Raw genomic sequence first — 22,211 nt, forward strand, 5'->3', positions numbered from 1 at the left:
CCCACTGCAGCCCCCTGCAATCCTATTCCTGGGGTTTGGGTTTTGGCCGTTTGCCGACCTTGACCTGGACTACCACTTCCGACTGGTTGCGCAGCAGCTTGAGCATGGTTACTTTCCCCGGCGGCAGCGAGGATATCGTTTCCAGCATGATCGTGGAATCGGTCAGTGGTTTGTCCGCGATGCTGAGCAGGATGTCGCCGGCTTTGACGCCGGCCTTGTCTGCCGGGCTACCACGCACCACTTCAGCGATCAGTACGCCTTTCACGTCGCCGAGCTTGAACGATTCCAGCAGCTCCGGAGTGAGGTCCTGTACTGCCACGCCGATCCAGCCGCGCGTGACCGAGCCGTTCTGGATGATCTGTTCCATGATCTTCTTGGCCGTGCTTTCCGGGATGGCGAAGCCGATGCCGAGCGAGCCGCCATTGGGGGAATAGATCGCGCTGTTGATGCCGAGCAGGTTGCCTTCCGCATCCACCAGGGCGCCCCCCGAATTGCCGGGATTGATGGCTGCATCGGTCTGGATGAAGTTCTCGAAGGTGCTGAGCCCAAGATGGTTGCGCTTCAGCGCACTGACGATGCCCATGGTCACGGTCTGCCCTACGCCGAAAGGATTGCCGACGGCGAGCACGATGTCGCCGACATGCGCCTGATCGGACTGGCCGAACGTGATGGCGGGCAGGTTGCTGCCCAGATCGACCTTGATGACGGCGAGGTCGGTATCCGGATCCGAACCGATGACGCGTCCCTTGGCAGTGCGGCCATCGGCAAGGGCAACCTCGATCTGGTCTGCACTTTCGATGACATGGTGGTTGGTGAGTATGTAACCGTCATGGCTGACGATGACACCCGAACCCAGGCTGGAACTCTGCTGGGGAACGTTGTTGTCGAATTCATCGCCGAAAAAAAAGCGGAAACGCGGATCGTCCATGAAGGGCGAAGTCGGGGCCTTCACTTCGCTGCTGGTGAATACGTTCACCACTGCAGGCATCACTTTCTGCGCTGCCCGGCTGAAGCCTTCGGCAGGCAAGCTGCCGTTATTGTTGGCGCTGTTCTCATACAGTGTCACCACACCGCTGCGCGCCGCATTGGGCAGCAGCGATGGCCTGAGCGTGTGGATGACGAACAGCATCGCGAGGCCGACTGTGGTAGCTTGGGCGAACAAGAGCCAGAATTTGCGCATGATATGATTTAAGCCGCTAAATTTATGGGACGAACCCGATGCGATTGAATGAGTTGCGCGATTATATCGGAACCGAGCTGGGGGCCGGCCGTTTTCGTGATTACTGCCCGAACGGTCTGCAGGTTGAAGGCAGGGCGGAAGTGCGGCGTATCGCTAGCGGCGTCACAGCCTCGCAAGCTGTGCTGGAAGCGGCAACGGCCTGGGGGGCGGATGCCATCCTCGTTCACCATGGATATTTCTGGCGCAGCGAAGATGCCGCCATCACCGGGATCAAAAAGCGCCGTGTCGCGCATCTGCTGAAACACGACATCAGCCTGCTGGCCTATCATCTTCCGCTCGATGCCCATCCCGAATTCGGCAACAACGCCCAGCTCGGGATGAAGCTCGGCTTCGATGAGCAGGGGCGTTTCGGTGAGCAGGACATCGCCATGCACGGGGCTTTGGTGCATCCGCAAACCCTGCATCAACTTGCCCTGCATATCCAGACTGTCCTGCAGCGTGTGCCGCAGGTCATCGGGCATGCCAACCCGAGCATCGCCCGCATCGCGTGGTGCAGCGGTGGGGGGCAGGGGTATTTCGAGCAGGCGGTCGCACTGGGTGTGGACGCTTTTCTGACCGGCGAGATATCGGAACAGAACGTGCATGTCGCGCAAGAGACCGGCGTCGCTTTCATTGCGGCCGGGCATCACGCCACCGAACGTTACGGTGTACAGGCATTGGGCGAGCATCTGGCAGGCCGGTTCGGATTGGAACACCGGTTCTTCGACCAGGATAATCCGGTCTGAACAGACTCAGTTTCTCGCATGCGCGAGCGAAAAATCTTCCACGCCCTGCAGGGTGCTCAACCCGCTGGCCAGTTCGTTCATCGCCGCACCGCTGTTCTTGCTGAGGGCGACGGCGACGAAATGCCATTCCAGTTTTTCGTTGCTGGAACGTATGGCGAAGGAGCCGGAGGCGATCTCGTAGCCGTGCGAGTAAACGACTTCGCGCAAGGTGTGTTCCAGCGGCACGAAGTTCTTCTGGAACTCAAGTGTGACCGCGATAGCCGGCCGTGAAGGCAGCCAGTTCTCCAGTTTGGATATCCACATCATGATCAACGCGGAAAGGAGCGTGAGCATGATCGCCGATGCGTAGAAGCCGACACCGACCATGATGCCGATGGCGGAACAGGTCCAGATGGAAGCGGCGGTGGTGAGTCCGCTGATATTGAGGCCGTCGCGCATGATGACGCCCGCCCCGAGGAATCCGATGCCGGTGACGATGCCCTGGATGACGCGAGTAGGATCGCCGGCGAGATAGGTGTTCGCCTGACCACCGAACCAGTAGGCCGGATAGCCGGCGATGACGGTGAGCGCCGCAGCAGCCATGCAGACCAGGCCATAGGTGCGCATGCCCGCCGCGCGACCGTGGTAGGAGCGCTCATAACCGACGATCAGGCCGAGTATGAGCGCGCCCAGCAGATTGAAAAAAACGATCAAATTGGTCGCCACTTCCGGCGCCGACCAGTAAGCCGATAAATTCAAAAACGAACCTTCTCCCATTCCTGCTCCCCTTGGTTATTGTGATGCGAGTGTACAAGAATCGGCGGCGGATTTCCGTCGGGCTGCATTGCGAAATGCGGGCGGAAGGGCGGGTCTAGCGGTTCGATTTGGTGCGCAGTTGTTCCAGCGAGATGGCAACGCTGCGCGGTGCCTTGCCCAGTGCAAGGTTGGCCAGATTCAATTGTCCGCCGTAGTCCGCCAGCAGGGCCTGCCACGGGCGCAATGCATCATCCAGCAATTCGTTGCGGCCGGTGACGAAGCGCAAAAGGAAGTCGCGGCGGCGGGGATGCCAAGGCAGCCATTGCCAGGCAAGGAAACTGTCGCTGTGTTTGAGTCCTGCATCGCCCAGGCTGGCACGCAATGCTTCCACCTCAGGTTGGGCTTTCCGGGTAGCGTCCGGCACGGTGTTCCACATCAGGCCGTGGAAGATGCGATAGCTGTCGCCGAGGAATTGCTGTTCCATGAACGGACGCAAAAACAAATGCAGGTCGTCTTTCGGCTGCAGATGCAGTCCGACCAGGCATTCTTCGTTGTTGCGGTCTTCGGTAATCAGGGTGCTCCACGGCAATGCTTGCTGCGCCAGCCATGCGTCCAGCCGTTCCCGCAGGGCGGTCCAGAATTCATTGTTGAGGCGCAGTCGGATGGCGTCGAGGTGCTCTGCTGCGATCAGCGCCAGCGGCAGGTTCTCTTCCTGTGCGAAAAAATCCAGGACGGCTTGTTCGTCGTTCATGTCGATTCGTTGTATGAGAATTGTTTGTTGGGCCCGCCGCCGGTGGGATGGAGCAACGATAGCGGGCTGCTTGCGTCAGGCTGGTGCGAACTATTCGGGGACTTCTTCCTTGCTCAGACCGGCAAATGATAACAAACGATTCTTGGCATGCAGCAGCTTTTTCGCTTGCGCGCCGAGATGCATCAGCGAGGTGAGGTCTTCCGCGCTCAGTTTCTGGATGTCGATGAACCACTCGTTGGCCATGGAGATAAGGTCGTACATGGCCTGCATGCGCTGGTGGAAGTGTTCGTCCTCGGGCGTATTCTTGGGGTCGAGCAGGCATTCGCGCAACACCGACAGGGTCGGCTCGACTTCGCGCCGGCGCCGTTCGTCCGCCAAAGTGCGGAATATCTCCCAGACGTCATCCGGCGCCTTGAAATACTCGCGGCGGTCGCCGGCACGGTATTCGGAACGCAACAGGCGCCAGCTTTGCAACTCCTTCAATCCCATGCTCACGTTGGAACGGGAGAAGGAAAGCAGGTAAGTGATATCGTCCGCGTTCAGTGGCACATGAGAGATGTAAAGCAGCGCATAGATCTGGCCAACGGTGCGACTGATTCCCCAGCGGCTCCCCATTTCTCCAAAGTGATGTATGAATCGCCAGGTAGTATCTGAAAGGTGTTCCATTTCCATTATCGAACTTTCAGGGATTTCTGAAATTAATGCAACTACTTTCACCCAAAGGGTTTTTTTTGGCGGAAGTCGGGATGATCCGGGCGCTGTGTTGACACCCCTATTTGAACTGTAGAAGATGCCCTGCCTCATCGGTACTGGCGTCGTTTTTTGGCGCAAAAAAAGCACCGGATGGGAAATGTTAAAGGGAAGTTAAGGCTGGTCGGGCAAGTCCGGTTGGTCATAAATAATCATCAGGTTTTATCAGGGGGCTACTTACGATGCAGCATATTTTGCGTTTGTTCATTCTGCTTGTCGGGCTGTTTGCAGGTACTGCAAGTCACGCTGCCGACGCTGCGCCAAAATTGACCACGCCGGACGATCTGGGTCCCCAGATCGAACAACCGATAGAGTTTCCCCATTTTCGCCATGCCGGCGATGCCAAGGATGGCGGCATGCAGATCAATTGCATGTATTGCCATACCTATGCGCGCCGCAGCATGGTTGCGGGCATTCCGCCGGTGCAGAAGTGTATCGGCTGCCATCAGAGCATCGAATCGGTGAGGGACAAGCCGCGTATCAAGAAGCTGTTCGAATACTGGGATGCCAAGAAGCCGATCCCGTGGAAGAAGGTGCATGATCTGCCCGATTTCGTGCGTTTCAACCACGAACGTCATATCCAGCGTTTCTATTTCCAGCAGGACCGCCCCTATCAGGAGGTTTGCGGCTACTGCCACGGCAATGTGAAGACCATGACGGTGGCGCGCCGCCAGAAACCGCTGACCATGGGCTGGTGTGCAAGTTGCCACCAGAAGGATCATCCGGTAAGCGCCAATTCGAGCAAGACCGGGCATGGTCCGAACGATTGCTTCACGTGCCATAAGTAAGCTACGTGACGATTACCACAAGCAAGATATCAGGGGATTATGTGATGACAGAGAACGATTTTAATCGGCGTGATTTTTTGAAGGTACTGGGGTGGGGCGGTACGGCCGTTGCTTTGAGCGGCTGCGGCAATACCTCGATCCAGGATGGACAGGAGACCGTGACTTCCTATGTGGAGTTGCCTTCCTATGTCATTCCCAGCATCTCGAACTACTTCAATTCCACCTGTGCGCAGTGCGACGCCGGGTGCAACATCATGGGGCGCGTGCGCGAAGGCCGCGTGCTCAAAGCGGAGGGTAATCCGAATTCGCCGATCAACCGCGGCAAGATGTGCGGCCTGGGGCAGTCGGGCGTACAGGCGCACTACAATCCGGATCGTGTGCGCCAGCCGTTGCTCAAGGGTGAGGCGATCACCTGGGACAAGGCGCTGGGTGTGATCGCGCAGAATCTGAGCGCCGTAAAGGGCGCGGAAGTCGCCTTCCTGACCGGCGGCATGAGCGGACATGTGCAGGCCTTGCTGGGCAACTACATGGATGCGCTGGGCAGCAAGAACCATTTCTCCTATGAGGCGATCTCTCCCGCTGTACTGCGCGCCGCCAACAAGAAAGCCTACGGAGTATCGATGCCGCGTTACCGCATCGACAAGGCCAAGGTGGTGGTGTCGTTCGGCGCAGACTTCCTGGGTGCATGGGTCTCCCCGGTGCACTTTACCCAGCAGTATGCGCAGTTCCGCAAGGGCAATCGTCCCGAAGGTCGCGGCGTGCTGGTGCAGATCGAGCCGAAAATGACGCTGACGGGTGCGAACGCAGATCGCTGGATCGCCGTGCGTCCCGGTACCGAAGGCGTGCTGGCGCTGGGTATCATCAATGCGCTGGGCAAGGCTGGTCTGTCCATCCCGGCGGATATCGCGGCGGTGAGCAATGCCTATACGGCTGAGCGCGTGAGCGGCGAGACCGATGTCTCTGCAGAGCAGATCGGCAAGCTGGCTGCCTTGCTGAAAGAGCGCACTCCAAGCCTGGTACTGGCGGGTGGTGCGGTGGAAGGCTATGCGCACGGTTCGCAGAATGCGACGGCCATCGCGCTGCTCAATCGGGTGCTGGGCAACGTCGGCAAGACCGTGGAGGCGACCGCCAGCGTGCCGTTCCCGCAGATCGCGCCGACCGTGGGCAACCGTTCTTCGCTGATCGGTCTCAACGACGGCCTGGCTGCAGGCAAGTACAAGGTGGTGTTCAGCTACGGCGTCAATCCGGTGTTCAGTGCACCGGCTTCGTTGAAGTTCAGGGACAACTTCGCCAAGGCCGAATTCAAGGTCGCGTTCGCGCAGTACATGGACGAAACCGCGTTGGCCGCCGATCTGGTGCTGCCGCTGGATTCCGCCATGGAAGACTGGGGAACGGTGGTGCCCGAGTACATGGCTGCGCCGGCAGAGGATCACTCGGCTGCTTATGCGCAGATGAGCTTCCGCCAGCCGTTGATGCAAAAGGTGTTTCCGGATACCCGCGGTGTCGGCGACATCCTGCTGGCCTTGCTCAAGCAGCGCGAGGCAGACAAATACAAGGAATTTGAAGACTTCTATTCCTATCTGCGCAGTGCCGTATTGAAGAACAAGGTGGCTCTAGGCGGCAAGGCAACAGATGATGACGAAACCTTCTGGGATAACACGCTGAGCCAGGGTATCGTGCCGTTCAAGGGTATCGCCAACCCGGTGTCTGCCAAAGCTTCTGCGGCGGGTTTGAAACTGCCATCGGCCGTTACGGCAGATTCGTCCTATCCGCTGCGCCTGATTCCGGCTGTGTCCGCCAGCATGCGCGATGGACGCAATGCCAACGAGCCGTGGCTGCAGGAGTCTCCCGATCCGTTGACCACCATCGTGTGGGATTCCTGGGTCGAGATCAATCCCAAGACCGCGGCCAAGCTGGGCATCGTCGAGGGTGACATCGTCGAAGTGGCCTCAAAAAGCGGTTCCATCAGGACACAGGCTTACCTGTTCCCCGGCATCCATCCGGATGCGGTTTCCGTGCCGGTCGGCTACGGTCATGAAGCGATGGGACGCTACGCCAAGGGTGTCGGCGCCAACGTATTTGGCATGCTGGATACGGTGTTCGACAAGGAGACCGGCGAGCTGGCGCTCAATGAGACCAGCGTCAAGATCAGCAAGGTCGGTCAGCGCGTCATCATCGTCAAGGAAGAGGGTCCTGTCGGCGGCAGCCAGGATGGTAAGAAGAAGATTGCGGTCCAGGTATCGGCCGACAAAGTTGATCTTTCGAAGGAGGTCTAAAGCATGTCAGTTTCCAATCTGTTAGAAAACTGGTCGAAGTTCCGCCATACCCATCCGGTCGAGGATAAAGGGGTTCCGGACTGGGAGGCCTATCCATCCGAGATCAAATGGGCGATGGCCATTGACCTCGATGCCTGCACCGGCTGCAATGCCTGCAGCGTGGCTTGCTACGCCGAGAACAATCTGCCGGTGGTGGGCAAGGAAAAATATTCGCACGGCCAGGCCATGCACTGGATGCGCATCGAGCGTTACTGGGATGAGAATGACGGCCAATTCGTGGCCGACCAAGGTGCGCGATTCCTGCCGATGATGTGCCAGCAGTGCGAAGCGGCACCGTGCGAAACAGTGTGTCCGGTGGGTGCCACCAACCACACCGAGGACGGGCTGAACTCGCAGATCTACAACCGTTGCATCGGTTCGCGTTACTGCTCGGCCAACTGTCCGTACAAGGTGCGTTATTTCAACTGGTACGACTATCCGTCCACCAAGGACGTGTGGCCGTCGCCGCTGAACGAGCAGCTCAATCCGGACCTGACTGTGCGCGGCAAGGGCGTGATGGAAAAATGCACGTTCTGCAAGCAGCGTACTTACACTGCACGCAACAATGCGAAGACCGAGGGGCGCGAGGTGAAGGACGGCGACGTGCAGACCGCATGCCAGGAAGCGTGCCCGGCCGGCGCGATCTCATTCGGCAACCTGCATGATCCGGAATCCAGGGTCGCCAAACAGTGGCAGAGCCAGCAGGTCGAACTGGCGAAGGAAAAGCAGGAAAAGGACGAGAAGGAAGGCAACCGCCTGCGCGGTTACCGCATCCTGGAAGAGTTGCGTCCCTATCCTTCAGTGATGTATCTGGAGCGGGTGCGCGAAAGCGCAGTGTAAGGCACAAGGGAAGGAAAAGAGAAAATGGGAAAAGATATCCGCGAAGACATAGCCTGGGCACAGATCAATAGGGACGTGCTCAAGAGCCTGGAGTCGCCTCGCAAGCTTTACTGGGTCATCATCTTTGCAGCAATGCTCGTGTTCAGCGTGGGCGTGGGCTGCGAGATTTATCAGTACAACACGGGGATGGGAGTTGCCAACCTGGACAACCCGCATGTGTGGGGATTGTATATCGCCACCTTCATCTTCTGGATTGGCATGAGCCACTCGGGGACGTTGCTGTCGGCGATCCTGCACCTGATGCATGCCGACTGGCGCAAGCCGATCTATCGTTTTGCCGAGGCGATGACCACGTTCTCGCTGATGACGGCCGGTTTGTTCGTGATGGTGCACCTGGGGCGTCTGTGGCAGTTCTACTATGCCGTGCCCTATCCGAACGAGCGCTGGACCTGGCCTAACTTCCAGTCGCCGCTGCTGTGGGACGCGATGGCGATCTTCACCTACCTGAGTTCGTCGGTGATCTTCCTGTATGTGGGCATGATCCCCGACCTGGCGATCTGCCGCGACCATCTGCATCCTGGCTGGCGCAAGAAGCTGTATACCCTGCTGGCATTGGGTTGGGAAGGCACCGACCGCCAGTGGCGCAATTTCCGCATGACCTACCTGACGGTAGCCTGTTTCCTGATCCCGCTGGCGGTGTCGGTGCACTCCATCGTGGCATCGGACTTCGCCATGTCGCAGCAACCCGGTTGGCACGTGACATCGTTCCCGCCGTACTTCGTGGCCGGCGCGCTGTATTCCGGCTGTGCCGCGATCATCACGCTGTTCATCATTCTGCGCTACGTGTTCAGGTTCGAGGAATACATGACGCTGCCGATCCTGAAGAAGACGGTGCGTCTGACTTTCGCCATCGCCATGGTGTGGACTTACCTGAACTGCATCGAGTTCGCTTCGGTGTGGTACAGCCATGACCAGGTAGCCAAGGATGTGCTGATCCAGAAGGCGACCGGAACCTACGCACCGTTCTGGTGGGCGATGATCTTCTGCGGCTCCGTAGTGCCGTTCGCGATGATGGTCAAGAAATGGCAGACCAATATCCCGGTGATGTTCGCGGTGTCGCTGTTGTTGAACCTGGGAATGTGGCTGGAACGCTGGATGATCGTGTCGCCGACTTTCTCGCACGGTTACTACCCTTGGACATGGGATCACAACCAGTGGCCTAGCATGATTCAGTGGGGCATCGTGTTTGGCAGCTTCGGCTGGTTCACCCTGTTGTTCATGGTGTTCTGCAAGGTGTTCCCATCCGTTTCCATGTATGAAGTGAAGGAGATGGTGTACCACCGCAGCCTTGAACTGAAGAAGAAAGAACTCGCCGCGAAGGGAGCCAACTAAATGAGCAAACGTTATTTACTTGCCCTGTACAACAACTTCGAAGAGGCCGAAGCGGTCGTCAGCGAACTGCGCAACACCGATATCAAGGGGTTCAGCTCCGCCGACGACCTGGTGGTCAAATCGCCGATCGAGCATCCTGAAGTGGAAGCGTTCCTCGGTGAGAAGCCTGTATACGTGCAGTGGTTCACCCTGGTTGGCGCAACGCTGGGCGGATTGCTGGCGTTCTCGCTGATCGCCGGCTCGCAGGCCAACTTCTATGCCCAGATGAAGGGCGGCAAGCCGATCGTGCCGTTGCCCCCCGATTTCGTCCTGACCTACGAGATGTTCATTCTGGGCGGCGTGTACATCACGGTGCTGGGCTTCCTGATCTGTGCCGGCCTGCCGGCACGGCGTTCGCCCCTTTATAGCGCCAAGGTGTCGGAAGACCAGATCGGTATCCTGGTGAAATCTGAAGAAGGCTCGGTGTCCAGATTCAAGGATATTTTCACCAAGCACAAGGCATTGGAAATTCAGGAAGAGGCTGGCAGATGAAAAAGATAACTTTAGCAATCGCATTGCTGATCGCGCCTGCAGTGGCGCAAGCGTGGCCCTGGTCCAAGGATATGTCGGAACAGATCAGCATCAAGCCACAGGAAAGCGTCGATCCGGACCATCCGGGCATGGAGCCCTATCCGGAGCACTCGATACCGGTTCCCGGCACCACCAGTTTCGTGCAGGACATGGATGGGGCAGACAAGCAGAAGAACCCGGTGCCGGCGACCCAGAAATCGGTCGAGTTCGGTGGCAGGCTGTTCGGCATCTACTGCACGCCTTGCCACGGTTACGCGGGAAAGGGAGACGGCCTGGTGGGACAGAAACTGGTTCTGCAGCCCTATAACCTGACCGCCGACCATGCCAAGGGGGTCAGCGACGGCTATATCTGGGGGATGATGACGTTCGGGGGGGCGGTGATGCCGTCTTATGCCAACGACCTGTCGCCGACGGAACGCTGGAATGTGGTCAACTATGTGCGCAAGGTACTGCAACAGGGCGGAACTGTGCAGGCCAACGTTAACGGCCGGTAACCAAGGGGGAATTGAGTATGCTTTCTTACAGTAATTGGTCGGTTCTGACCGCCAGTTTCATGGTGGTCACTTATCTGGCGCTGAGCGGAGTGGCGCTGTGTTCGGTACTCTATCTGGTAGGTGCCAAGTGGCGTTTCCAGGTACACGGACTGGCGGTGTCACTGTATGCGTTGTTTCCAATGGCTTTTGCCATGATGGTGGTTCTGCTGATCGGTGGCAATCAGACTTTCCCGTGGATCGGTCACGTTTCCCACGGCGAGGATGTGCACATGCCGGGATGGTACACACTGCCGTTGCTGGCCGCACGTGAAGTGATCGGCATGCTGACGATCATGTTCATATGGCGGTTGTTCATCAAGCGCCAGGAAGTCGCTGACCGCAGCGAGGAAGATCGACTGAAATTCCACCATGTAGCCTGCTGGGTTCCATTCTTCACCGTGTTGTATGCCACCATGATTGCGTGGGACTTCGAGATGACACTGAAGCCTTCCTGGCATAGCGCGATCTACGGCATGCAGAATCTGGTCAGCAATTTCGGCATGTTCCTGGCCTTCCTGTTGATCTGGATCTATGTGCTCAATACACGCGACAAGCTGGTGAAACGGGTAGAGGAATTCGTCTATAACTACCTGGCGCAGATGATGCTGGCGTTCACTTTGCTGTGGATGTACACCTTCTTCGCCCAGTATCTGACGATCTGGTACGGCAACCTCGGCGACGAGCGCGACCGCATCGACGGTATGCAGAATGGCGATTTCAGCGTGGTGTGGTGGACCATGGTTGCGTTGAAGTTCGTGGTTCCGTTCGTCACCTTGTGTTTCCCGGTGACCCGTCACAATCCCAAGCTGACGGTGGCTGTTGCGGTGGGGATCATCGCCGGTACATTGTGCGAACGCTTTGTCTGGATCGCCGGTGTCAACGGGACGGGAACGATACCTGTTCTGTGGGGAGGGCTGGTCAGCATAGGTGTCATCATGGTAGGGTATCAACTGGTACGCAGCACAATGGCGCGTAACCAATTGATAAAAGGATAATTTGCTACATGATGACATTGTATTCGGGGACAACCGATCCCTATAGCCACCGCTGTCGCTTCGTTTTGTTTGAAAAAGGCATGGATTTCCAGGTCATCGACGTGGATGTATATAACAAGCCGGAAGACCTGGCTGTGATGAATCCATATAACACCGTACCGGTTCTGGTCGAGCGCGACCTGATCCTGTACGAAGCCAACATCATCAACGAATACATCGACGAGCGCTTCCCGCATCCTCAGCTGATGCCGCCGGATCCGGTGATGCGTGCGCGTGCCAGGTTGTTCCTGCATCGTTTCGAAAACGAACTGTTCTGCCATATCCCCGGCCTTGAGAGCAGCAATGCCAAGGTCGCGGAGAAGGCGCGTGCATCAGTGCGCGAGAACCTGACGCAGATATCACCAGTCTTCACCAAGCAGAAGTTCATGCTGGGCGATGAGTTCTCCATGCTCGACGTGGCGATCGCACCGCTGCTCTGGCGTCTGGATCACTACGGTATCCAGCTCGACAAGGAAGCTGCGCCGTTGATGAAGTATGCCGAGAGGCTGTTCTCGCGTCCCGCCTACATCGAGGCCATGACGCCTGCCGAAAAGGCGATGCGTAAGTGAGCTCAGGTTTGTGATGAGCGAGCCGTCTACCAAGCCCTATCTGATCCGCGCCATCTATGAGTGGTGTGCCGATGCCGGGCATACCCCCTATCTGGCGGTGCAGGTGGATGATTACACCCAGGTGCCGATGGCTTACGTCAAGGATGGCAAGATCGTCCTGAATATCGGCATGGATGCAGTGCGCAACCTGCAGCTTGGCAATGAAGACATCACCTGCGGCGGACGTTTCGGCGGGGTCGCGCACCAGATCATCGTCCCGATGAGCGCAGTGATCGGCATCTTTGCCAAGGAGACCGGTCAAGGTCTGGTGTTCCAAGGGCAGGAGTCTTCCCCGATGGGAGCATCCGTGGACAGTGGGGGCGGACCGCCTGATGACCCGCAACCGCAGGGCAAGCCGACGCTCAGGGTAGTGAAGTAACCAAAGTAGTGAAATGAAAAAAGCCGCAGAACCCTGCGGCTTTTTTTGTTGGCCGATCCTTTATGCAGTGGCAGGTGCGGCTAACAGCGCCTGCATCTTGCTCAATGCCTTTTGCTCTATCTGGCGGATACGTTCGGCAGAGACCTTGAATTCGTCGGCCAATTCGTGCAGTGTTGCCGCATGTTCCTCCTCATCGCGCAGCCAGCGCGCTTCAACGATGCGACGGCTGCGTTCATCCAGACTTGCCAAGGCTTGCGCCAATCCAGCAGTATGCAGGTGCTCACGTTCGGCAGCTTCCAGAATGTACGATGGCTCGTGCTCGGCGTTGTCCGCCAGATAACTGATAGGTGCGTAGCTCTCGTCTTCTTCGCCAGAAAGCGGTTCAAGCGCTACCTCATGCCCGGCAAAACGCGCTTCCATCTCCACCACGTCGCGCTCGCTTACATTGAGTTGCTGGGCGATCTCGCGCACTTGCTGCGGCTTGAGCGGTTCCAGCCCCTGTTTCATGCTGCGCAGGTTAAAGAACAGCTTGCGTTGCGATTTGGTCGTTGCGATCTTTACCAAGCGCCAGTTGCGCACCACATATTCGTGAATCTCAGCCCGGATCCAGTGCAAGGCGAACGACACCAGACGGACGCCGCGCGTTGCGTCATAGCGCTTCACCGCTTTCATCAAGCCGATGTTGCCTTCCTGGATCAGATCCGCTTGCGGCAGGCCATAACCGGCATAACCGCGCGCAACGCTGACGACCACGCGCAGGTGAGAAAGCACTAACTGACGCGCTGCGTCCAGATCGTTGTGGGCTTTGAAGCGATTCGCCAAGGAGAGCTCTTCCTCATGCGACAGCACAGGAAAGCGATTTACGGCCTGAACATAGCTTTCCAGACTGCCCACGGCAGACGGAATCGGCAGACTCATGGATGCATTCATGATATTTCCTCCTTTTGATTGATTCTAGCACTCGGGGTATATGAGTGCCAGCAGGTCAAAAGGTTCGGCAAATGCCAATGAAAGGGGGCGAGGCGGCCTGTCAGGCCATCATTGCGGCATGGTAGAATCCGCGTCTTCCTGTTTTACAACTATATTTTAGGGATGCATGCCATGTTCTCCAGCAAAAACACCATCGCCTCGACTGACCCGGAATTGTGGGCCGCGATCCAGAACGAAAACCGCCGTCAGGAAGATCACATTGAACTGATCGCCTCGGAAAACTATACCAGCCCGGCGGTGATGGAAGCGCAAGGCAGCAAGTTGACCAACAAATATGCAGAAGGCTATCCCGGCAAGCGTTACTACGGCGGTTGCGAATACGTCGACGTGGCAGAGCAACTGGCCATCGACCGCGCCAAGGCACTGTTTGGCGCTGAATACGCCAACGTGCAGCCGCATTCCGGTTCCCAGGCCAACCAGGGGGTGTATGTCTCCGTGCTCAAGCCGGGCGACACCATCCTCGGCATGTCGCTGGCACATGGCGGCCACCTGACCCACGGTGCCACCGTGAACATCAGCGGCAAGCTGTATAACGCCATCCAGTACGGATTGAACGACAAGGAAGAGATCGACTACGACCAGGTGCAGAAACTGGCCAACGAGCACAAGCCGAAAATGATCGTGGCCGGTGCTTCCGCCTATTCGCTGGTCATCGACTGGAAGCGCTTCCGTGCGATCGCAGATAGCGTCGGCGCCTACCTGTTCGTGGACATGGCGCACTATGCCGGCCTGGTCGCTGCTGGCTATTACCCCAATCCGGTCGGCATCGCCGACTTCGTCACCACCACCACGCACAAGACCCTGCGCGGTCCGCGCGGCGGCCTGATCCTGGCCAAGGCGGAGCATGAGAAGGCGCTGAATTCAGCCATCTTCCCGCAACTGCAGGGCGGTCCGCTGATGCATGTGATTGCGGCCAAGGCGGTGGCTTTCAAGGAAGCGGCGAGCAAGGAGTTCAAGGAATACCAGAAACAGGTCATCGACAATGCCCGCGTGATGGCGAAGGTGCTGACCGAGCGCGGCGTGCGCATCGTCTCCGGCCGCACCGACAGCCACGTGTTCCTGGTCGACCTGCGCGCCAAGAAGCTGACCGGCAAGGATGCCGAAGCTGCATTGGGCCGCGCCCACATCACCGTGAACAAGAACGCCATCCCCAACGACCCGGAGAAACCCTTCGTCACCTCCGGCATCCGCATCGGTTCGCCGGCCATGACCACGCGCGGCTTCAAGGAACTGGAAGCCGAGAAGCTGGCTCACCTGATCGCTGACGTGCTGGATGCGCCGAACGACGACGCGGTGATCGCGCGTGTCATCGGCGAAGTGAAAAAGCTGACCACACAGTTCCCGGTGTACGGCGCTTAAGCTGAAATCATGCGGTGCCCATTCTGCAAAGGTCCGGATACCCAAGTGGTGGACACTCGTGAGAACGAGGAGGGCGACAGCATCAGGCGCCGCCGGCGTTGCATTGCATGCGACAAACGCTTCACCACTTATGAAACGGTGGAGTTGCGCATGCCGCAGGTGGTGAAGCAGAACGGCATGCGCAGCGAGTTCGATGAAGAAAAGCTGCGTACCAGCTTCACCCGTGCACTGCATAAGCGACCGGTTCCTACCGAACTGGTCGATGCGGCCATCGATCATGTCACCCAGAAGGTCTTTGCCCTGGGCGAGCGCGAGATCGGTTCGCGCCAGATCGGCGAGATGGTGATGAAGGAACTGCTCAAGCTCGACAAGGTCGCCTATATCCGCTTCGCTTCCGTCTACAAGAGTTTCCAGGACGTTGGCGACTTTTCCGACGCCATCGACGCCGTCAAGAATACCCGGCGCCGCAAGAGCGACAAACAATGAACGCAGCCGACAGCCAGTGGATGGCTCTGGCGCTGCGCCTTGCAGAACAAGGTTTGTACACGACAAGCCCGAACCCGCGGGTCGGCTGCGTGCTGGTGAAGCAGCATGAGGTCGTCGGCACAGGCTGGCACGAACGTGCCGGCGAACCCCATGCCGAGGTCCATGCCTTGCGTGCGGCAGGGAAATCGGCAAAAGGTGCGACAGCTTACGTCACGCTGGAGCCGTGCAGTCACCACGGGCGTACACCGCCCTGCGCGGATGCGCTGGTCGCGGCGGGCATCAAGCGCGTCGTAGCGGCGATGCAAGATCCGAACCCGCAAGTGGCAGGGCAAGGCATTGCAAGGTTGCGTGCAGCCGGGATAGGGGTTGAATGCGGCCTGATGGAGGTCGCGGCGCGCGAACTCAATATCGGCTTCGTTTCACGCATGACGCGCGGCATACCCTGGGTGCGCAGCAAGGTTGCGGCAAGCCTGGACGGGCGCACCGCGCTGGCGAACGGCAGCAGCAAATGGATCACCGGCGAGGCGGCCCGGTGCGACGTGCAGCATTGGCGGGCGCGATCCTGCGCAGTCCTCACCGGAATCGGTACCGTGCTGGCAGACGACCCGCAGCTCAACGTCCGGGAGATGCCAGCAGCGCGTCAGCCTCTGCGCGTGGTGCTGGACAGCGAGTTGCGCATATCTTCACAGGCTGAAATATTGCGCAACGGGCACGCGCTGGTCTACACCGCATGCACTGTGGATGCCAAGCTTAAAGCATTGTCGGCTCGGGGTGCGGAAGTGGTGACGCTGGCGGGGCTGGATGGGAAGGTGGACTTGTTTGCCGTGATGCGTGACCTGGCCCGCCGAGGCATCAACGAGGTGCTCGTCGAGGCAGGGCGCGAATTGAATGGCGCTTTGCTCAAGGCGGGGCTGGTGGACGAAATGGTTCTGTATCTCGCGCCGCAATTGTTGGGCGATGCGGCACGCGGATTGGCCGAACTGGGCGAGTTGACGCAATTGCAGCAGCGTGTGCCGTTGCAGTGGCAGGATGTACGGCAAGTGGGCAGTGATTTGCGCATCGTTGCAAAAATTTCCAGGGAGAAATGATCATGTTCAGCGGAATCGTGGCTGATGTCGGCCTTATCAGAACGGCGCAGGACCGGGAGGGCGGTTTGCGCCTGACTGTGATAACCGAAACGCTGGGGATGGATGACGTGCAGCTTGGCGACAGTATCGCGGTGAACGGCGTTTGCCTCACTGTGGTAAAGATCGACGGCAACGATTTCACTGTGGATGTTTCGCGCGAGACCCTGAACTGCACCATCGGCCTGGAAAGACAGGGTGGTCACGTCAATCTGGAGAAGGCACTGCGCTTGTCCGACAGGTTGGGCGGACATCTGGTCAGCGGCCATGTGGATGGCGTGGGCGAGGTGGTGGCTTTCAACGACATCGGCGAAAGCTGGCGCCTGGTTGTGCGTGCGCCGCAGCAGCTGGCAAAGTACATCGCGGTGAAGGGTTCCATCACCATCAATGGCGTGAGTCTGACGGTGAACCAGGTTTCGGGATCGGAGTTCGAAGTGAACCTCATCCCGCATACGCTGGAGGTGACGACATTGAATGAACTGCAGGTCGGAACGAAGGTGAACCTGGAGATCGACCTGATCGCACGTTATGTCGAACGCATGCTGACAGCTGACGCGAAGTGATCCGGATATAAAAGGCACGGAGCGTTTGGCTCTGCGCGCCTGTTTCCGGAGCTGTTGCCCAAGTGGCCGATTTCAACACGGCAACATATTTTCGCTGATCAATACCCGCGGGTGCCATACGCGCCAAGGCTGGAGTCGCAGCGATGATGATAGAATCCGCAACCTTATATCGAACCCCTGAACCGCTCACATGACTGACATAGCACCGATAACAGAAATCATAGAAGAGATCCGCGCCGGACGCATGGTCGTGCTGGTGGACGAAGAGGACCGCGAGAATGAAGGCGATCTGCTGTTCGCTGCCGAGTTCGTCACGCCCGAAGCCATCAATTTCATGATTCGCCATGCGCGCGGCCTGGTTTGCCTGACGCTGACCGAAGAACGCTGCCGCCAGCTCGGCATTTCGCACATGGCACGCGACAACAAGAGTCCGCTCGGCACCAATTTCACTGTTTCCATCGAGGCTGCTGAAGGAGTGACCACCGGTATTTCTGCTTCAGACCGTTCCACCACCATCCGGGCTGCGGTGAAAAGGGATGCAGGTCCGGCGGACATCGTCCAGCCAGGGCACATCTTTCCGATCATGGCGCGACCGGGCGGCGTGCTGGTACGTGCCGGACATACCGAAGCAGGCTGCGACCTGGCGCAGATGGCCGGAGTGACGCCGGCAGCGGTGATCTGCGAGATCATCAAGGAAGACGGCGAGATGGCCCGTCTGCCGGACCTGATCCCGTTCGCCAAGGAGCACGGCCTGAAGATCGGCACCATCGCCGACCTGATCGAATACCGCATCCATAACGAAACGCTGGTCGAACGCGTTGCGCGCCGCGCGGTGCAGACCGCCTACGGCGAATTCGATCTGGTGACCTACACGGACAAGACCACGCAGCGCACCCATCTGGCACTGGTGAAGGGCGATATCAAACCGCAGACCGAGACCGTGGTGCGCGTGCACGAGCCGTTGTCGGCGCTGGATTTCCTCGAGCAGGTCAGTCTGCCCAATACCACCAGCGTGCACGATGCGCTGAACAAGATCAGCCAGTCTGAAGCGGGCGTGCTGGTGCTGATGCATCACACCGAAACTTCGGCGAACCTGCTGGAGCGCGCTGCAGCCAAACCCGAGGCGCACCATGCCCAGTGGGATCCGCGCAGTTACGGCATCGGTGCACAGATCCTGCGCGACCTCAAGGTCGGCAAGATGTGCCTCATCGCCACCCCGCGCAAATTGCCCAGCATGGCCGGCTTTGGACTGGAAGTGGTGCGTTACTGTCAATGCAGGGAAGAGAAATGAAAGAGATCGAACAGAACCTGAGCGGCAAAGGCCTGCGCATCGGCATCGTGCAGAGTCGTTTCAACGAAGTGGTGTGCGAAGGCCTGCTGGCGGCATGCCGCGCACAACTGGTGCAGAGCGGCGTGAGCGAGAGCGACATCACGCTGGCCAATGTTCCCGGCGCGCTGGAGATCCCGCTGGTGCTGCAAACCATGGCGCAAAGCAAGAAGTTCGATGCCCTCATCGCGTTGGGAGCCGTGATACGCGGCGATACCTATCACTTCGAAGTCGTCTCCAATGAGTCTGCGCGCGGCGTGGGCGAGGTGCAGCTGCACACCGGCGTGCCGGTCGCCAATGCCATCCTCACCACGGATACCGACGAGCAGGCCGAGGTGCGCATGAACGTGAAGGGGGCGGAAGCCGCGCTGGTCGCCATCGAAATGGTGCACCTGCTGAAAGCGCTCGCATGAGCGACGCCAAACACAGCAACCCGGCCAAAAGCATGCGCCACCGTGCGCGTGAATTGGCCATGCAGGGCGTCTACGAGTGGCGTCTGTCCGGCAAGAATGCGAAGCTGATCGAGAATGGCACGCGCGACGAAAAGAGCCTGGGGCGGTATGACACGGAATTCTTCGGGCAATTGCTTAACGGTGCGATCGCCCACCATGAAGCTTTGTCTGCGCAGATCGCGCCGCATCTGGATCGCAAGCTGGATGAATTGAGTCCCGTAGAATATTCCGTACTGCTGCTGGGCGCGTATGAATTGATTCACCATCCCGAAGTACCCTACCGCGTCGTCATCAACGAAGCGGTGGAATTGGCCAAGACCTTCGGTGGCAGCGACGGACACAAGTTTGTCAACGGCGTGCTGGACAAGCTGGCAGCCGAGGTGCGCGCGACCGAGGTCGCGGCGAAATAACCCATCGGAGCCGCCTTGTCGGAGTTCGATCTCATCCAGCGCTTCTTTACCCGCGCAACGCCGGGCGCGATCCTCGGAGTGGGAGACGATGCAGCACTGCTGCATGTAGCCGAAGGGATGGAGCTGGCTGTCTCCACCGACATGCTGGTGAGCGGCACGCACTTCCTGCCCGATGCCGATCCATTCCTGTTGGGGCATAAGACCCTGGCGGTGAACCTCTCCGATCTGGCGGCCATGGGTGCAGTCCCGCGCTGGGCGACACTGGCCCTGTCGTTGCCCGCTGCCGACACAGACTGGTTGCAACGATTCAGTACAGGTTTCTTTGCCTTGGCCGACGAGCACGGCGTCGAACTGGTCGGCGGCGATACCACGCGCGGCCCGCTCTGCCTGAGCGTCACTATCATGGGTGAAGTGCCCAGAGGCAAGGCCTTGCGCCGCAGCGGAGCGGAGGCTGGCGACGATATCTGGGTGTCGGGCATGCTGGGGCATGCTGCATTGGGCCTGGCGCACCTGCAGGGCAGGACAGAGCTGCCCGAAGATGTCCGTGTTTGCTGCCTTGCAGCCTTGCACCAGCCGCAGCCGCGCGTTGCACTCGGCTTGGCGTTGCGCGATATCGCCAGCAGTGCCATCGATATTTCCGACGGCTTGCTGGCCGACCTCGGCCATATCCTGGAGCGTTCGCATGCAGGCGCCGAGGTGAAGTTTGATGAGATACCGACCGGCATCGCACGCGCTATCGATGAGCCGCTGTTTCGCCATTGCGTGTTATCCGGCGGTGACGATTACGAATTGTGTTTCACTGCCTGCGCGGCAAAACGCAGCGAGATCGAGGCCGTCGCAAAGCGGCTGGGATTGCCGCTAACGCGCATCGGCAAGATCGTTACAGGACAAGGATGCACCGTGCGTTCGGCTAAAGACGGTGTGATGACGATAAAGGAAAGCGGATATGACCACTTCGCATGATCAGCTGAGATTCCAGCCGGACTGGCGCTTCCTGTTCAGTCATCCGGCCCATTTCTTGTCCTTCGGTTTCGGTGCGGGCCTGTTCCCGCGTTCGCCCGGTACGGCAGGTACGCTGGTCGCCTTCCCGATGTATTGGTACCTGGCGCCGCGCCTGACCGATGCGATGTTCATCCTCGTGCTGATCTGGACTTTCGCTTTCGGTGTATGGATATGCGACAAGACCGGCAAGGCGCTGGGGGTGGCCGACTACGGCGGCATCGTCTGGGATGAGATCGTCGCCTTCCTGCTGGTGCTGTTCTTCACGCCGCCGGATTTGGCATGGCAAGCACTGGCCTTCCTGCTGTTCCGCTTTTTCGATATCGTCAAACCGCAGCCCATCCGCCATTTCGACCAGACCTGGCATGGCGGCCTGGGCGTGATGTTCGACGATATCCTCGCGGCTGGATATGCCCTGCTGTGTCTGGCAATGTTAAAAAGCTTTCTATGAGAATCGTCGCAGTGCTGTGCTGTTGCCTTGCGCTGAGCGCACAGGCGGAGACTTTCAGCGCCAGAGTGATCGCGGTGATGGACGGCGATACCGTCATGGTGTTGCGGCAGGGGCAAAGGATCAAGATCCGCCTGGCCAACATCGATGCGCCGGAAAAAGACCAGCCTTTCGGCCCGCAATCGCGTGACTCGATGCTGGAAATGGTGGACAAGAAGCAAGTCCAGGTCGACAGCCAGGCCGTGGATCAATACGGGCGCATCGTCGGCCTGCTTTCGGTGAATGGACTCAGCGTCAATCAGGCGCAGGTGAAGCGCGGCATGGCCTGGGAGTATTCGCATTACCACTCCGACAAGACCTACCTCGCCCTGCAAAGCGAAGCACAGCGATTGCGGCTTGGCTTATGGTCGCAGGCACAACCGGTCCCGCCGTGGCAGTGGCGGGAACTCCACCCTTCCGTGCTGCCTGCCGGGCAAATCCAGTCCGGACAATACGGTGCGCGCAGCCATGCAGCTCCGGTGAAGCAGTACGATGCAAGTTGCGACAAGAAGCATCTTTGTTCGCAGATGGAATCATGCGAAGAAGCGAATTTCTACTTCATGCATTGCGGTATAAAGACCCTGGACGGAAATCACGACGGCATGCCGTGCGAGAGCCTGTGCGAAAAAAAGGACTGACTGCAGTCCCGTTTGCGGGTGTTCGGCGACCGGCATGCAGGCGATGGATTATTCCGCCATGCAACACCTTGCAGGATGCTGCCGGGAGTCGTCGGTTGTCACAAGTCAGCCAGAGGCTTGTCGGCAAGCTTGTCATCCCGCATGCGCAATTCGCCGATCAGTTCGACCAATGAGTCGTCCAGACTGGACAATGCCGATTCGGACAATGCCTGCAGGGCTTCCGGCAACAGTCCCTCGGCAGGCCCCGGAGCAACCTTGAGTATGCCTGATGCTTCCGCGCTCAAGCTCAGGCCGACCCTGCGTTGATCGATCTTGCTGCGCTCCTTGATGATCAGGCCGCGCGCAACGAGTTTTTCCACCAGCTGGCTGCAAGTGGACTGGTGGATGGAGAGCCTTTCTGCAAGTTCTGAAACGCCCAGGTCGGGTGTCTTTGAGACTTCCTGCAATATCCACAGTTGCGAACCCGTGATGCCGCATGTCTGTTCAACATCGCGGAAATGCTGGCGTACCGAGCCGAAGATGATCCTGAATTTTTTTAAAACCTGGAGTGATAGCTGATTCTTGCTGCGTCGGCTCAATTTGTGTCCCTTTGACGTTCATTTTACAAAGTATCCGAATCCATTATATGTCTTGCGAATGGAATGTATACGATATACATTGGTATCAATTCAATTGGCGGCGATCACGGAGCAGTGACTCGCAGCCGAACTTGGTCC

The 22,211-nt window shown here is 58.6% G+C and carries 26 protein-coding genes; 20 read left to right on the plus strand and 6 right to left on the minus strand.

The genetic code is table 11. The features are described from left to right. Positions 1 to 22 precede the first annotated feature (22 nt). The gene (locus tag SLIT_RS03160; protein ID WP_013028774.1) at positions 23 to 1,180 is read right to left on the minus strand and encodes a Do family serine endopeptidase; all 1,158 of its coding nucleotides are present in this window, start codon (positions 1,178 to 1,180) and stop codon (positions 23 to 25) included. Between the two features lie 38 nt (positions 1,181 to 1,218). On the opposite strand from SLIT_RS03160, the gene SLIT_RS03165 reads away from it, so the two are divergent. Next, positions 1,219 to 1,965 carry a Nif3-like dinuclear metal center hexameric protein gene (locus tag SLIT_RS03165; RefSeq protein ID WP_013028775.1) on the plus strand — a complete coding sequence of 249 codons (747 nt, stop codon included), beginning with the start codon at positions 1,219 to 1,221 and terminating at the stop codon, positions 1,963 to 1,965. A gap of 6 nt (positions 1,966 to 1,971) precedes the next feature. Here the strand turns inward: SLIT_RS03165 and SLIT_RS03170 are convergent, their stop codons facing one another. The 3 genes from SLIT_RS03170 to SLIT_RS03180 all read right to left on the minus strand — a co-directional run bounded on the left by SLIT_RS03170 (position 1,972) and on the right by SLIT_RS03180 (position 4,066). Then, positions 1,972 to 2,721, minus strand: a complete 750-nt coding sequence (locus SLIT_RS03170; RefSeq protein WP_013028776.1) for an MgtC/SapB family protein — start codon at positions 2,719 to 2,721, stop codon at positions 1,972 to 1,974. A 94-nt stretch (positions 2,722 to 2,815) separates the two neighbouring features. Further along, complete coding sequence (locus SLIT_RS03175; protein WP_013028777.1) at positions 2,816 to 3,451, minus strand: hypothetical protein; 636 nt, start codon at positions 3,449 to 3,451, stop codon at positions 2,816 to 2,818. 90 nt (positions 3,452 to 3,541) lie between these two features. After that, positions 3,542 to 4,066, minus strand: coding sequence for a GbsR/MarR family transcriptional regulator (locus SLIT_RS03180; RefSeq protein WP_223293815.1), 525 nt, complete (start codon positions 4,064 to 4,066; stop codon positions 3,542 to 3,544). Positions 4,067 to 4,383: 317 nt separating this feature from the next. On the opposite strand from SLIT_RS03180, the gene SLIT_RS03185 reads away from it, so the two are divergent. The 9 genes from SLIT_RS03185 to SLIT_RS03225 are packed head-to-tail and all read left to right on the plus strand — an operon-like array spanning position 4,384 to position 12,660. Beyond that, positions 4,384 to 4,989: a cytochrome c3 family protein gene (locus tag SLIT_RS03185; RefSeq protein WP_013028779.1), complete on the plus strand. Its 606-nt coding sequence runs from the start codon at positions 4,384 to 4,386 to the stop codon at positions 4,987 to 4,989. Between the two features lie 44 nt (positions 4,990 to 5,033). Continuing rightward, positions 5,034 to 7,265, plus strand: a complete 2,232-nt coding sequence (locus tag SLIT_RS03190; protein WP_041420748.1) for a molybdopterin-containing oxidoreductase family protein — start codon at positions 5,034 to 5,036, stop codon at positions 7,263 to 7,265. A 3-nt stretch (positions 7,266 to 7,268) separates the two neighbouring features. Next, entirely contained in the window at positions 7,269 to 8,144 is an 876-nt protein-coding gene (locus SLIT_RS03195) for a 4Fe-4S dicluster domain-containing protein (protein WP_013028781.1), read from the plus strand. Between the two features lie 24 nt (positions 8,145 to 8,168). After that, a complete protein-coding gene (gene nrfD, locus SLIT_RS03200; protein ID WP_013028782.1) occupies positions 8,169 to 9,536 on the plus strand; it encodes an NrfD/PsrC family molybdoenzyme membrane anchor subunit in 1,368 nt (455 codons plus the stop codon). Next, entirely contained in the window at positions 9,537 to 10,067 is a 531-nt protein-coding gene (locus SLIT_RS03205) for a DUF3341 domain-containing protein (RefSeq protein ID WP_013028783.1), read from the plus strand. Further along, positions 10,064 to 10,600 (plus strand): c-type cytochrome, encoded by a 537-nt coding sequence (locus tag SLIT_RS03210; RefSeq protein ID WP_013028784.1) that lies wholly within the window; start codon positions 10,064 to 10,066, stop codon positions 10,598 to 10,600. Before SLIT_RS03205 ends, SLIT_RS03210 begins: the two co-directional genes overlap by 4 nt. A 17-nt stretch (positions 10,601 to 10,617) precedes the next feature. Then, positions 10,618 to 11,634, plus strand: a complete 1,017-nt coding sequence (locus SLIT_RS03215; RefSeq protein WP_013028785.1) for a hypothetical protein — start codon at positions 10,618 to 10,620, stop codon at positions 11,632 to 11,634. Positions 11,635 to 11,642: 8 nt separating this feature from the next. Continuing rightward, positions 11,643 to 12,242 carry a glutathione S-transferase N-terminal domain-containing protein gene (locus tag SLIT_RS03220; protein ID WP_013028786.1) on the plus strand — a complete coding sequence of 200 codons (600 nt, stop codon included), beginning with the start codon at positions 11,643 to 11,645 and terminating at the stop codon, positions 12,240 to 12,242. Positions 12,243 to 12,255: 13 nt separating this feature from the next. Continuing rightward, positions 12,256 to 12,660, plus strand: a complete 405-nt coding sequence (locus tag SLIT_RS03225; RefSeq protein WP_013028787.1) for a ClpXP protease specificity-enhancing factor — start codon at positions 12,256 to 12,258, stop codon at positions 12,658 to 12,660. Positions 12,661 to 12,720: 60 nt separating this feature from the next. Here SLIT_RS03225 and rpoH read toward each other — a convergent pair whose 3' ends face one another. Beyond that, positions 12,721 to 13,590 carry an RNA polymerase sigma factor RpoH gene (rpoH, locus tag SLIT_RS03230; RefSeq protein WP_013028788.1) on the minus strand — a complete coding sequence of 290 codons (870 nt, stop codon included), beginning with the start codon at positions 13,588 to 13,590 and terminating at the stop codon, positions 12,721 to 12,723. 171 nt (positions 13,591 to 13,761) lie between these two features. Between rpoH and glyA the strand changes: the two genes are divergently transcribed. The 10 genes from glyA (at position 13,762) to SLIT_RS03280 (ending at position 21,495) form a co-directional block, all read left to right on the plus strand. Further along, positions 13,762 to 15,009, plus strand: coding sequence for a serine hydroxymethyltransferase (gene glyA / locus SLIT_RS03235; RefSeq protein WP_013028789.1), 1,248 nt, complete (start codon positions 13,762 to 13,764; stop codon positions 15,007 to 15,009). A 9-nt stretch (positions 15,010 to 15,018) separates the two neighbouring features. Beyond that, complete coding sequence (gene nrdR, locus SLIT_RS03240; protein WP_013028790.1) at positions 15,019 to 15,495, plus strand: transcriptional regulator NrdR; 477 nt, start codon at positions 15,019 to 15,021, stop codon at positions 15,493 to 15,495. Continuing rightward, positions 15,492 to 16,583, plus strand: a complete 1,092-nt coding sequence (gene ribD / locus SLIT_RS03245) for a bifunctional diaminohydroxyphosphoribosylaminopyrimidine deaminase/5-amino-6-(5-phosphoribosylamino)uracil reductase RibD (RefSeq protein WP_013028791.1) — start codon at positions 15,492 to 15,494, stop codon at positions 16,581 to 16,583. The genes nrdR and ribD overlap by 4 nt, the downstream gene beginning before the upstream one ends. 2 nt (positions 16,584 to 16,585) lie before the next feature. Further along, a complete protein-coding gene (locus tag SLIT_RS03250; protein ID WP_013028792.1) occupies positions 16,586 to 17,182 on the plus strand; it encodes a riboflavin synthase in 597 nt (198 codons plus the stop codon). A 190-nt stretch (positions 17,183 to 17,372) separates the two neighbouring features. Further along, a complete protein-coding gene (gene ribBA, locus SLIT_RS03255) occupies positions 17,373 to 18,473 on the plus strand; it encodes a bifunctional 3,4-dihydroxy-2-butanone-4-phosphate synthase/GTP cyclohydrolase II (RefSeq protein WP_013028793.1) in 1,101 nt (366 codons plus the stop codon). Beyond that, positions 18,470 to 18,922 (plus strand): 6,7-dimethyl-8-ribityllumazine synthase, encoded by a 453-nt coding sequence (gene ribH / locus SLIT_RS03260; protein ID WP_013028794.1) that lies wholly within the window; start codon positions 18,470 to 18,472, stop codon positions 18,920 to 18,922. Before ribBA ends, ribH begins: the two co-directional genes overlap by 4 nt. Continuing rightward, positions 18,919 to 19,371, plus strand: coding sequence for a transcription antitermination factor NusB (nusB, locus tag SLIT_RS03265; RefSeq protein WP_013028795.1), 453 nt, complete (start codon positions 18,919 to 18,921; stop codon positions 19,369 to 19,371). The genes ribH and nusB overlap by 4 nt, the downstream gene beginning before the upstream one ends. Positions 19,372 to 19,386: 15 nt before the next feature. Then, positions 19,387 to 20,334 carry a thiamine-phosphate kinase gene (gene thiL / locus SLIT_RS03270; RefSeq protein ID WP_013028796.1) on the plus strand — a complete coding sequence of 316 codons (948 nt, stop codon included), beginning with the start codon at positions 19,387 to 19,389 and terminating at the stop codon, positions 20,332 to 20,334. Beyond that, positions 20,318 to 20,821 (plus strand): phosphatidylglycerophosphatase A family protein, encoded by a 504-nt coding sequence (locus SLIT_RS03275; RefSeq protein ID WP_013028797.1) that lies wholly within the window; start codon positions 20,318 to 20,320, stop codon positions 20,819 to 20,821. The genes thiL and SLIT_RS03275 overlap by 17 nt, the downstream gene beginning before the upstream one ends. Then, positions 20,818 to 21,495 carry a thermonuclease family protein gene (locus tag SLIT_RS03280; protein ID WP_013028798.1) on the plus strand — a complete coding sequence of 226 codons (678 nt, stop codon included), beginning with the start codon at positions 20,818 to 20,820 and terminating at the stop codon, positions 21,493 to 21,495. The genes SLIT_RS03275 and SLIT_RS03280 overlap by 4 nt, the downstream gene beginning before the upstream one ends. A 98-nt stretch (positions 21,496 to 21,593) precedes the next feature. Here SLIT_RS03280 and SLIT_RS03285 read toward each other — a convergent pair whose 3' ends face one another. Continuing rightward, the gene (locus tag SLIT_RS03285) at positions 21,594 to 22,073 is read right to left on the minus strand and encodes a MarR family winged helix-turn-helix transcriptional regulator (RefSeq protein WP_013028799.1); all 480 of its coding nucleotides are present in this window, start codon (positions 22,071 to 22,073) and stop codon (positions 21,594 to 21,596) included. Positions 22,074 to 22,211 lie beyond the last annotated feature (138 nt).

The sequence above is a fragment of the Sideroxydans lithotrophicus ES-1 genome (genome assembly GCF_000025705.1).
Lineage (GTDB): Bacteria > Pseudomonadota > Gammaproteobacteria > Burkholderiales > Gallionellaceae > Sideroxyarcus > Sideroxyarcus lithotrophicus.

What these genes read in the sequence shown, in the direction of transcription:
- SLIT_RS03250 (WP_013028792.1), top strand. Translation starts at nt 16,586, where the DNA reads ATGTTCAGCGGAATCGTGGCTGATGTCGGCCTTATCAGAACGGCGCAG.
- SLIT_RS03180 (WP_223293815.1), bottom strand. Translation starts at nt 4,066, where the DNA reads ATGGGGAGCCGCTGGGGAATCAGTCGCACCGTTGGCCAGATCTATGCG.
- rpoH (WP_013028788.1), bottom strand. Translation starts at nt 13,590, where the DNA reads ATGAATGCATCCATGAGTCTGCCGATTCCGTCTGCCGTGGGCAGTCTG.
- SLIT_RS03280 (WP_013028798.1), top strand. Translation starts at nt 20,818, where the DNA reads ATGAGAATCGTCGCAGTGCTGTGCTGTTGCCTTGCGCTGAGCGCACAG.
- SLIT_RS03275 (WP_013028797.1), top strand. Translation starts at nt 20,318, where the DNA reads ATGACCACTTCGCATGATCAGCTGAGATTCCAGCCGGACTGGCGCTTC.
- SLIT_RS03210 (WP_013028784.1), top strand. Translation starts at nt 10,064, where the DNA reads ATGAAAAAGATAACTTTAGCAATCGCATTGCTGATCGCGCCTGCAGTG.
- SLIT_RS03185 (WP_013028779.1), top strand. Translation starts at nt 4,384, where the DNA reads ATGCAGCATATTTTGCGTTTGTTCATTCTGCTTGTCGGGCTGTTTGCA.
- ribBA (WP_013028793.1), top strand. Translation starts at nt 17,373, where the DNA reads ATGACTGACATAGCACCGATAACAGAAATCATAGAAGAGATCCGCGCC.
- ribH (WP_013028794.1), top strand. Translation starts at nt 18,470, where the DNA reads ATGAAAGAGATCGAACAGAACCTGAGCGGCAAAGGCCTGCGCATCGGC.
- SLIT_RS03165 (WP_013028775.1), top strand. Translation starts at nt 1,219, where the DNA reads ATGCGATTGAATGAGTTGCGCGATTATATCGGAACCGAGCTGGGGGCC.
- glyA (WP_013028789.1), top strand. Translation starts at nt 13,762, where the DNA reads ATGTTCTCCAGCAAAAACACCATCGCCTCGACTGACCCGGAATTGTGG.
- SLIT_RS03220 (WP_013028786.1), top strand. Translation starts at nt 11,643, where the DNA reads ATGATGACATTGTATTCGGGGACAACCGATCCCTATAGCCACCGCTGT.
- SLIT_RS03215 (WP_013028785.1), top strand. Translation starts at nt 10,618, where the DNA reads ATGCTTTCTTACAGTAATTGGTCGGTTCTGACCGCCAGTTTCATGGTG.
- SLIT_RS03190 (WP_041420748.1), top strand. Translation starts at nt 5,034, where the DNA reads ATGACAGAGAACGATTTTAATCGGCGTGATTTTTTGAAGGTACTGGGG.
- SLIT_RS03160 (WP_013028774.1), bottom strand. Translation starts at nt 1,180, where the DNA reads ATGCGCAAATTCTGGCTCTTGTTCGCCCAAGCTACCACAGTCGGCCTC.
- SLIT_RS03170 (WP_013028776.1), bottom strand. Translation starts at nt 2,721, where the DNA reads ATGGGAGAAGGTTCGTTTTTGAATTTATCGGCTTACTGGTCGGCGCCG.
- SLIT_RS03205 (WP_013028783.1), top strand. Translation starts at nt 9,537, where the DNA reads ATGAGCAAACGTTATTTACTTGCCCTGTACAACAACTTCGAAGAGGCC.
- SLIT_RS03175 (WP_013028777.1), bottom strand. Translation starts at nt 3,451, where the DNA reads ATGAACGACGAACAAGCCGTCCTGGATTTTTTCGCACAGGAAGAGAAC.
- nrdR (WP_013028790.1), top strand. Translation starts at nt 15,019, where the DNA reads ATGCGGTGCCCATTCTGCAAAGGTCCGGATACCCAAGTGGTGGACACT.
- SLIT_RS03225 (WP_013028787.1), top strand. Translation starts at nt 12,256, where the DNA reads ATGAGCGAGCCGTCTACCAAGCCCTATCTGATCCGCGCCATCTATGAG.
- SLIT_RS03195 (WP_013028781.1), top strand. Translation starts at nt 7,269, where the DNA reads ATGTCAGTTTCCAATCTGTTAGAAAACTGGTCGAAGTTCCGCCATACC.
- ribD (WP_013028791.1), top strand. Translation starts at nt 15,492, where the DNA reads ATGAACGCAGCCGACAGCCAGTGGATGGCTCTGGCGCTGCGCCTTGCA.
- nusB (WP_013028795.1), top strand. Translation starts at nt 18,919, where the DNA reads ATGAGCGACGCCAAACACAGCAACCCGGCCAAAAGCATGCGCCACCGT.
- nrfD (WP_013028782.1), top strand. Translation starts at nt 8,169, where the DNA reads ATGGGAAAAGATATCCGCGAAGACATAGCCTGGGCACAGATCAATAGG.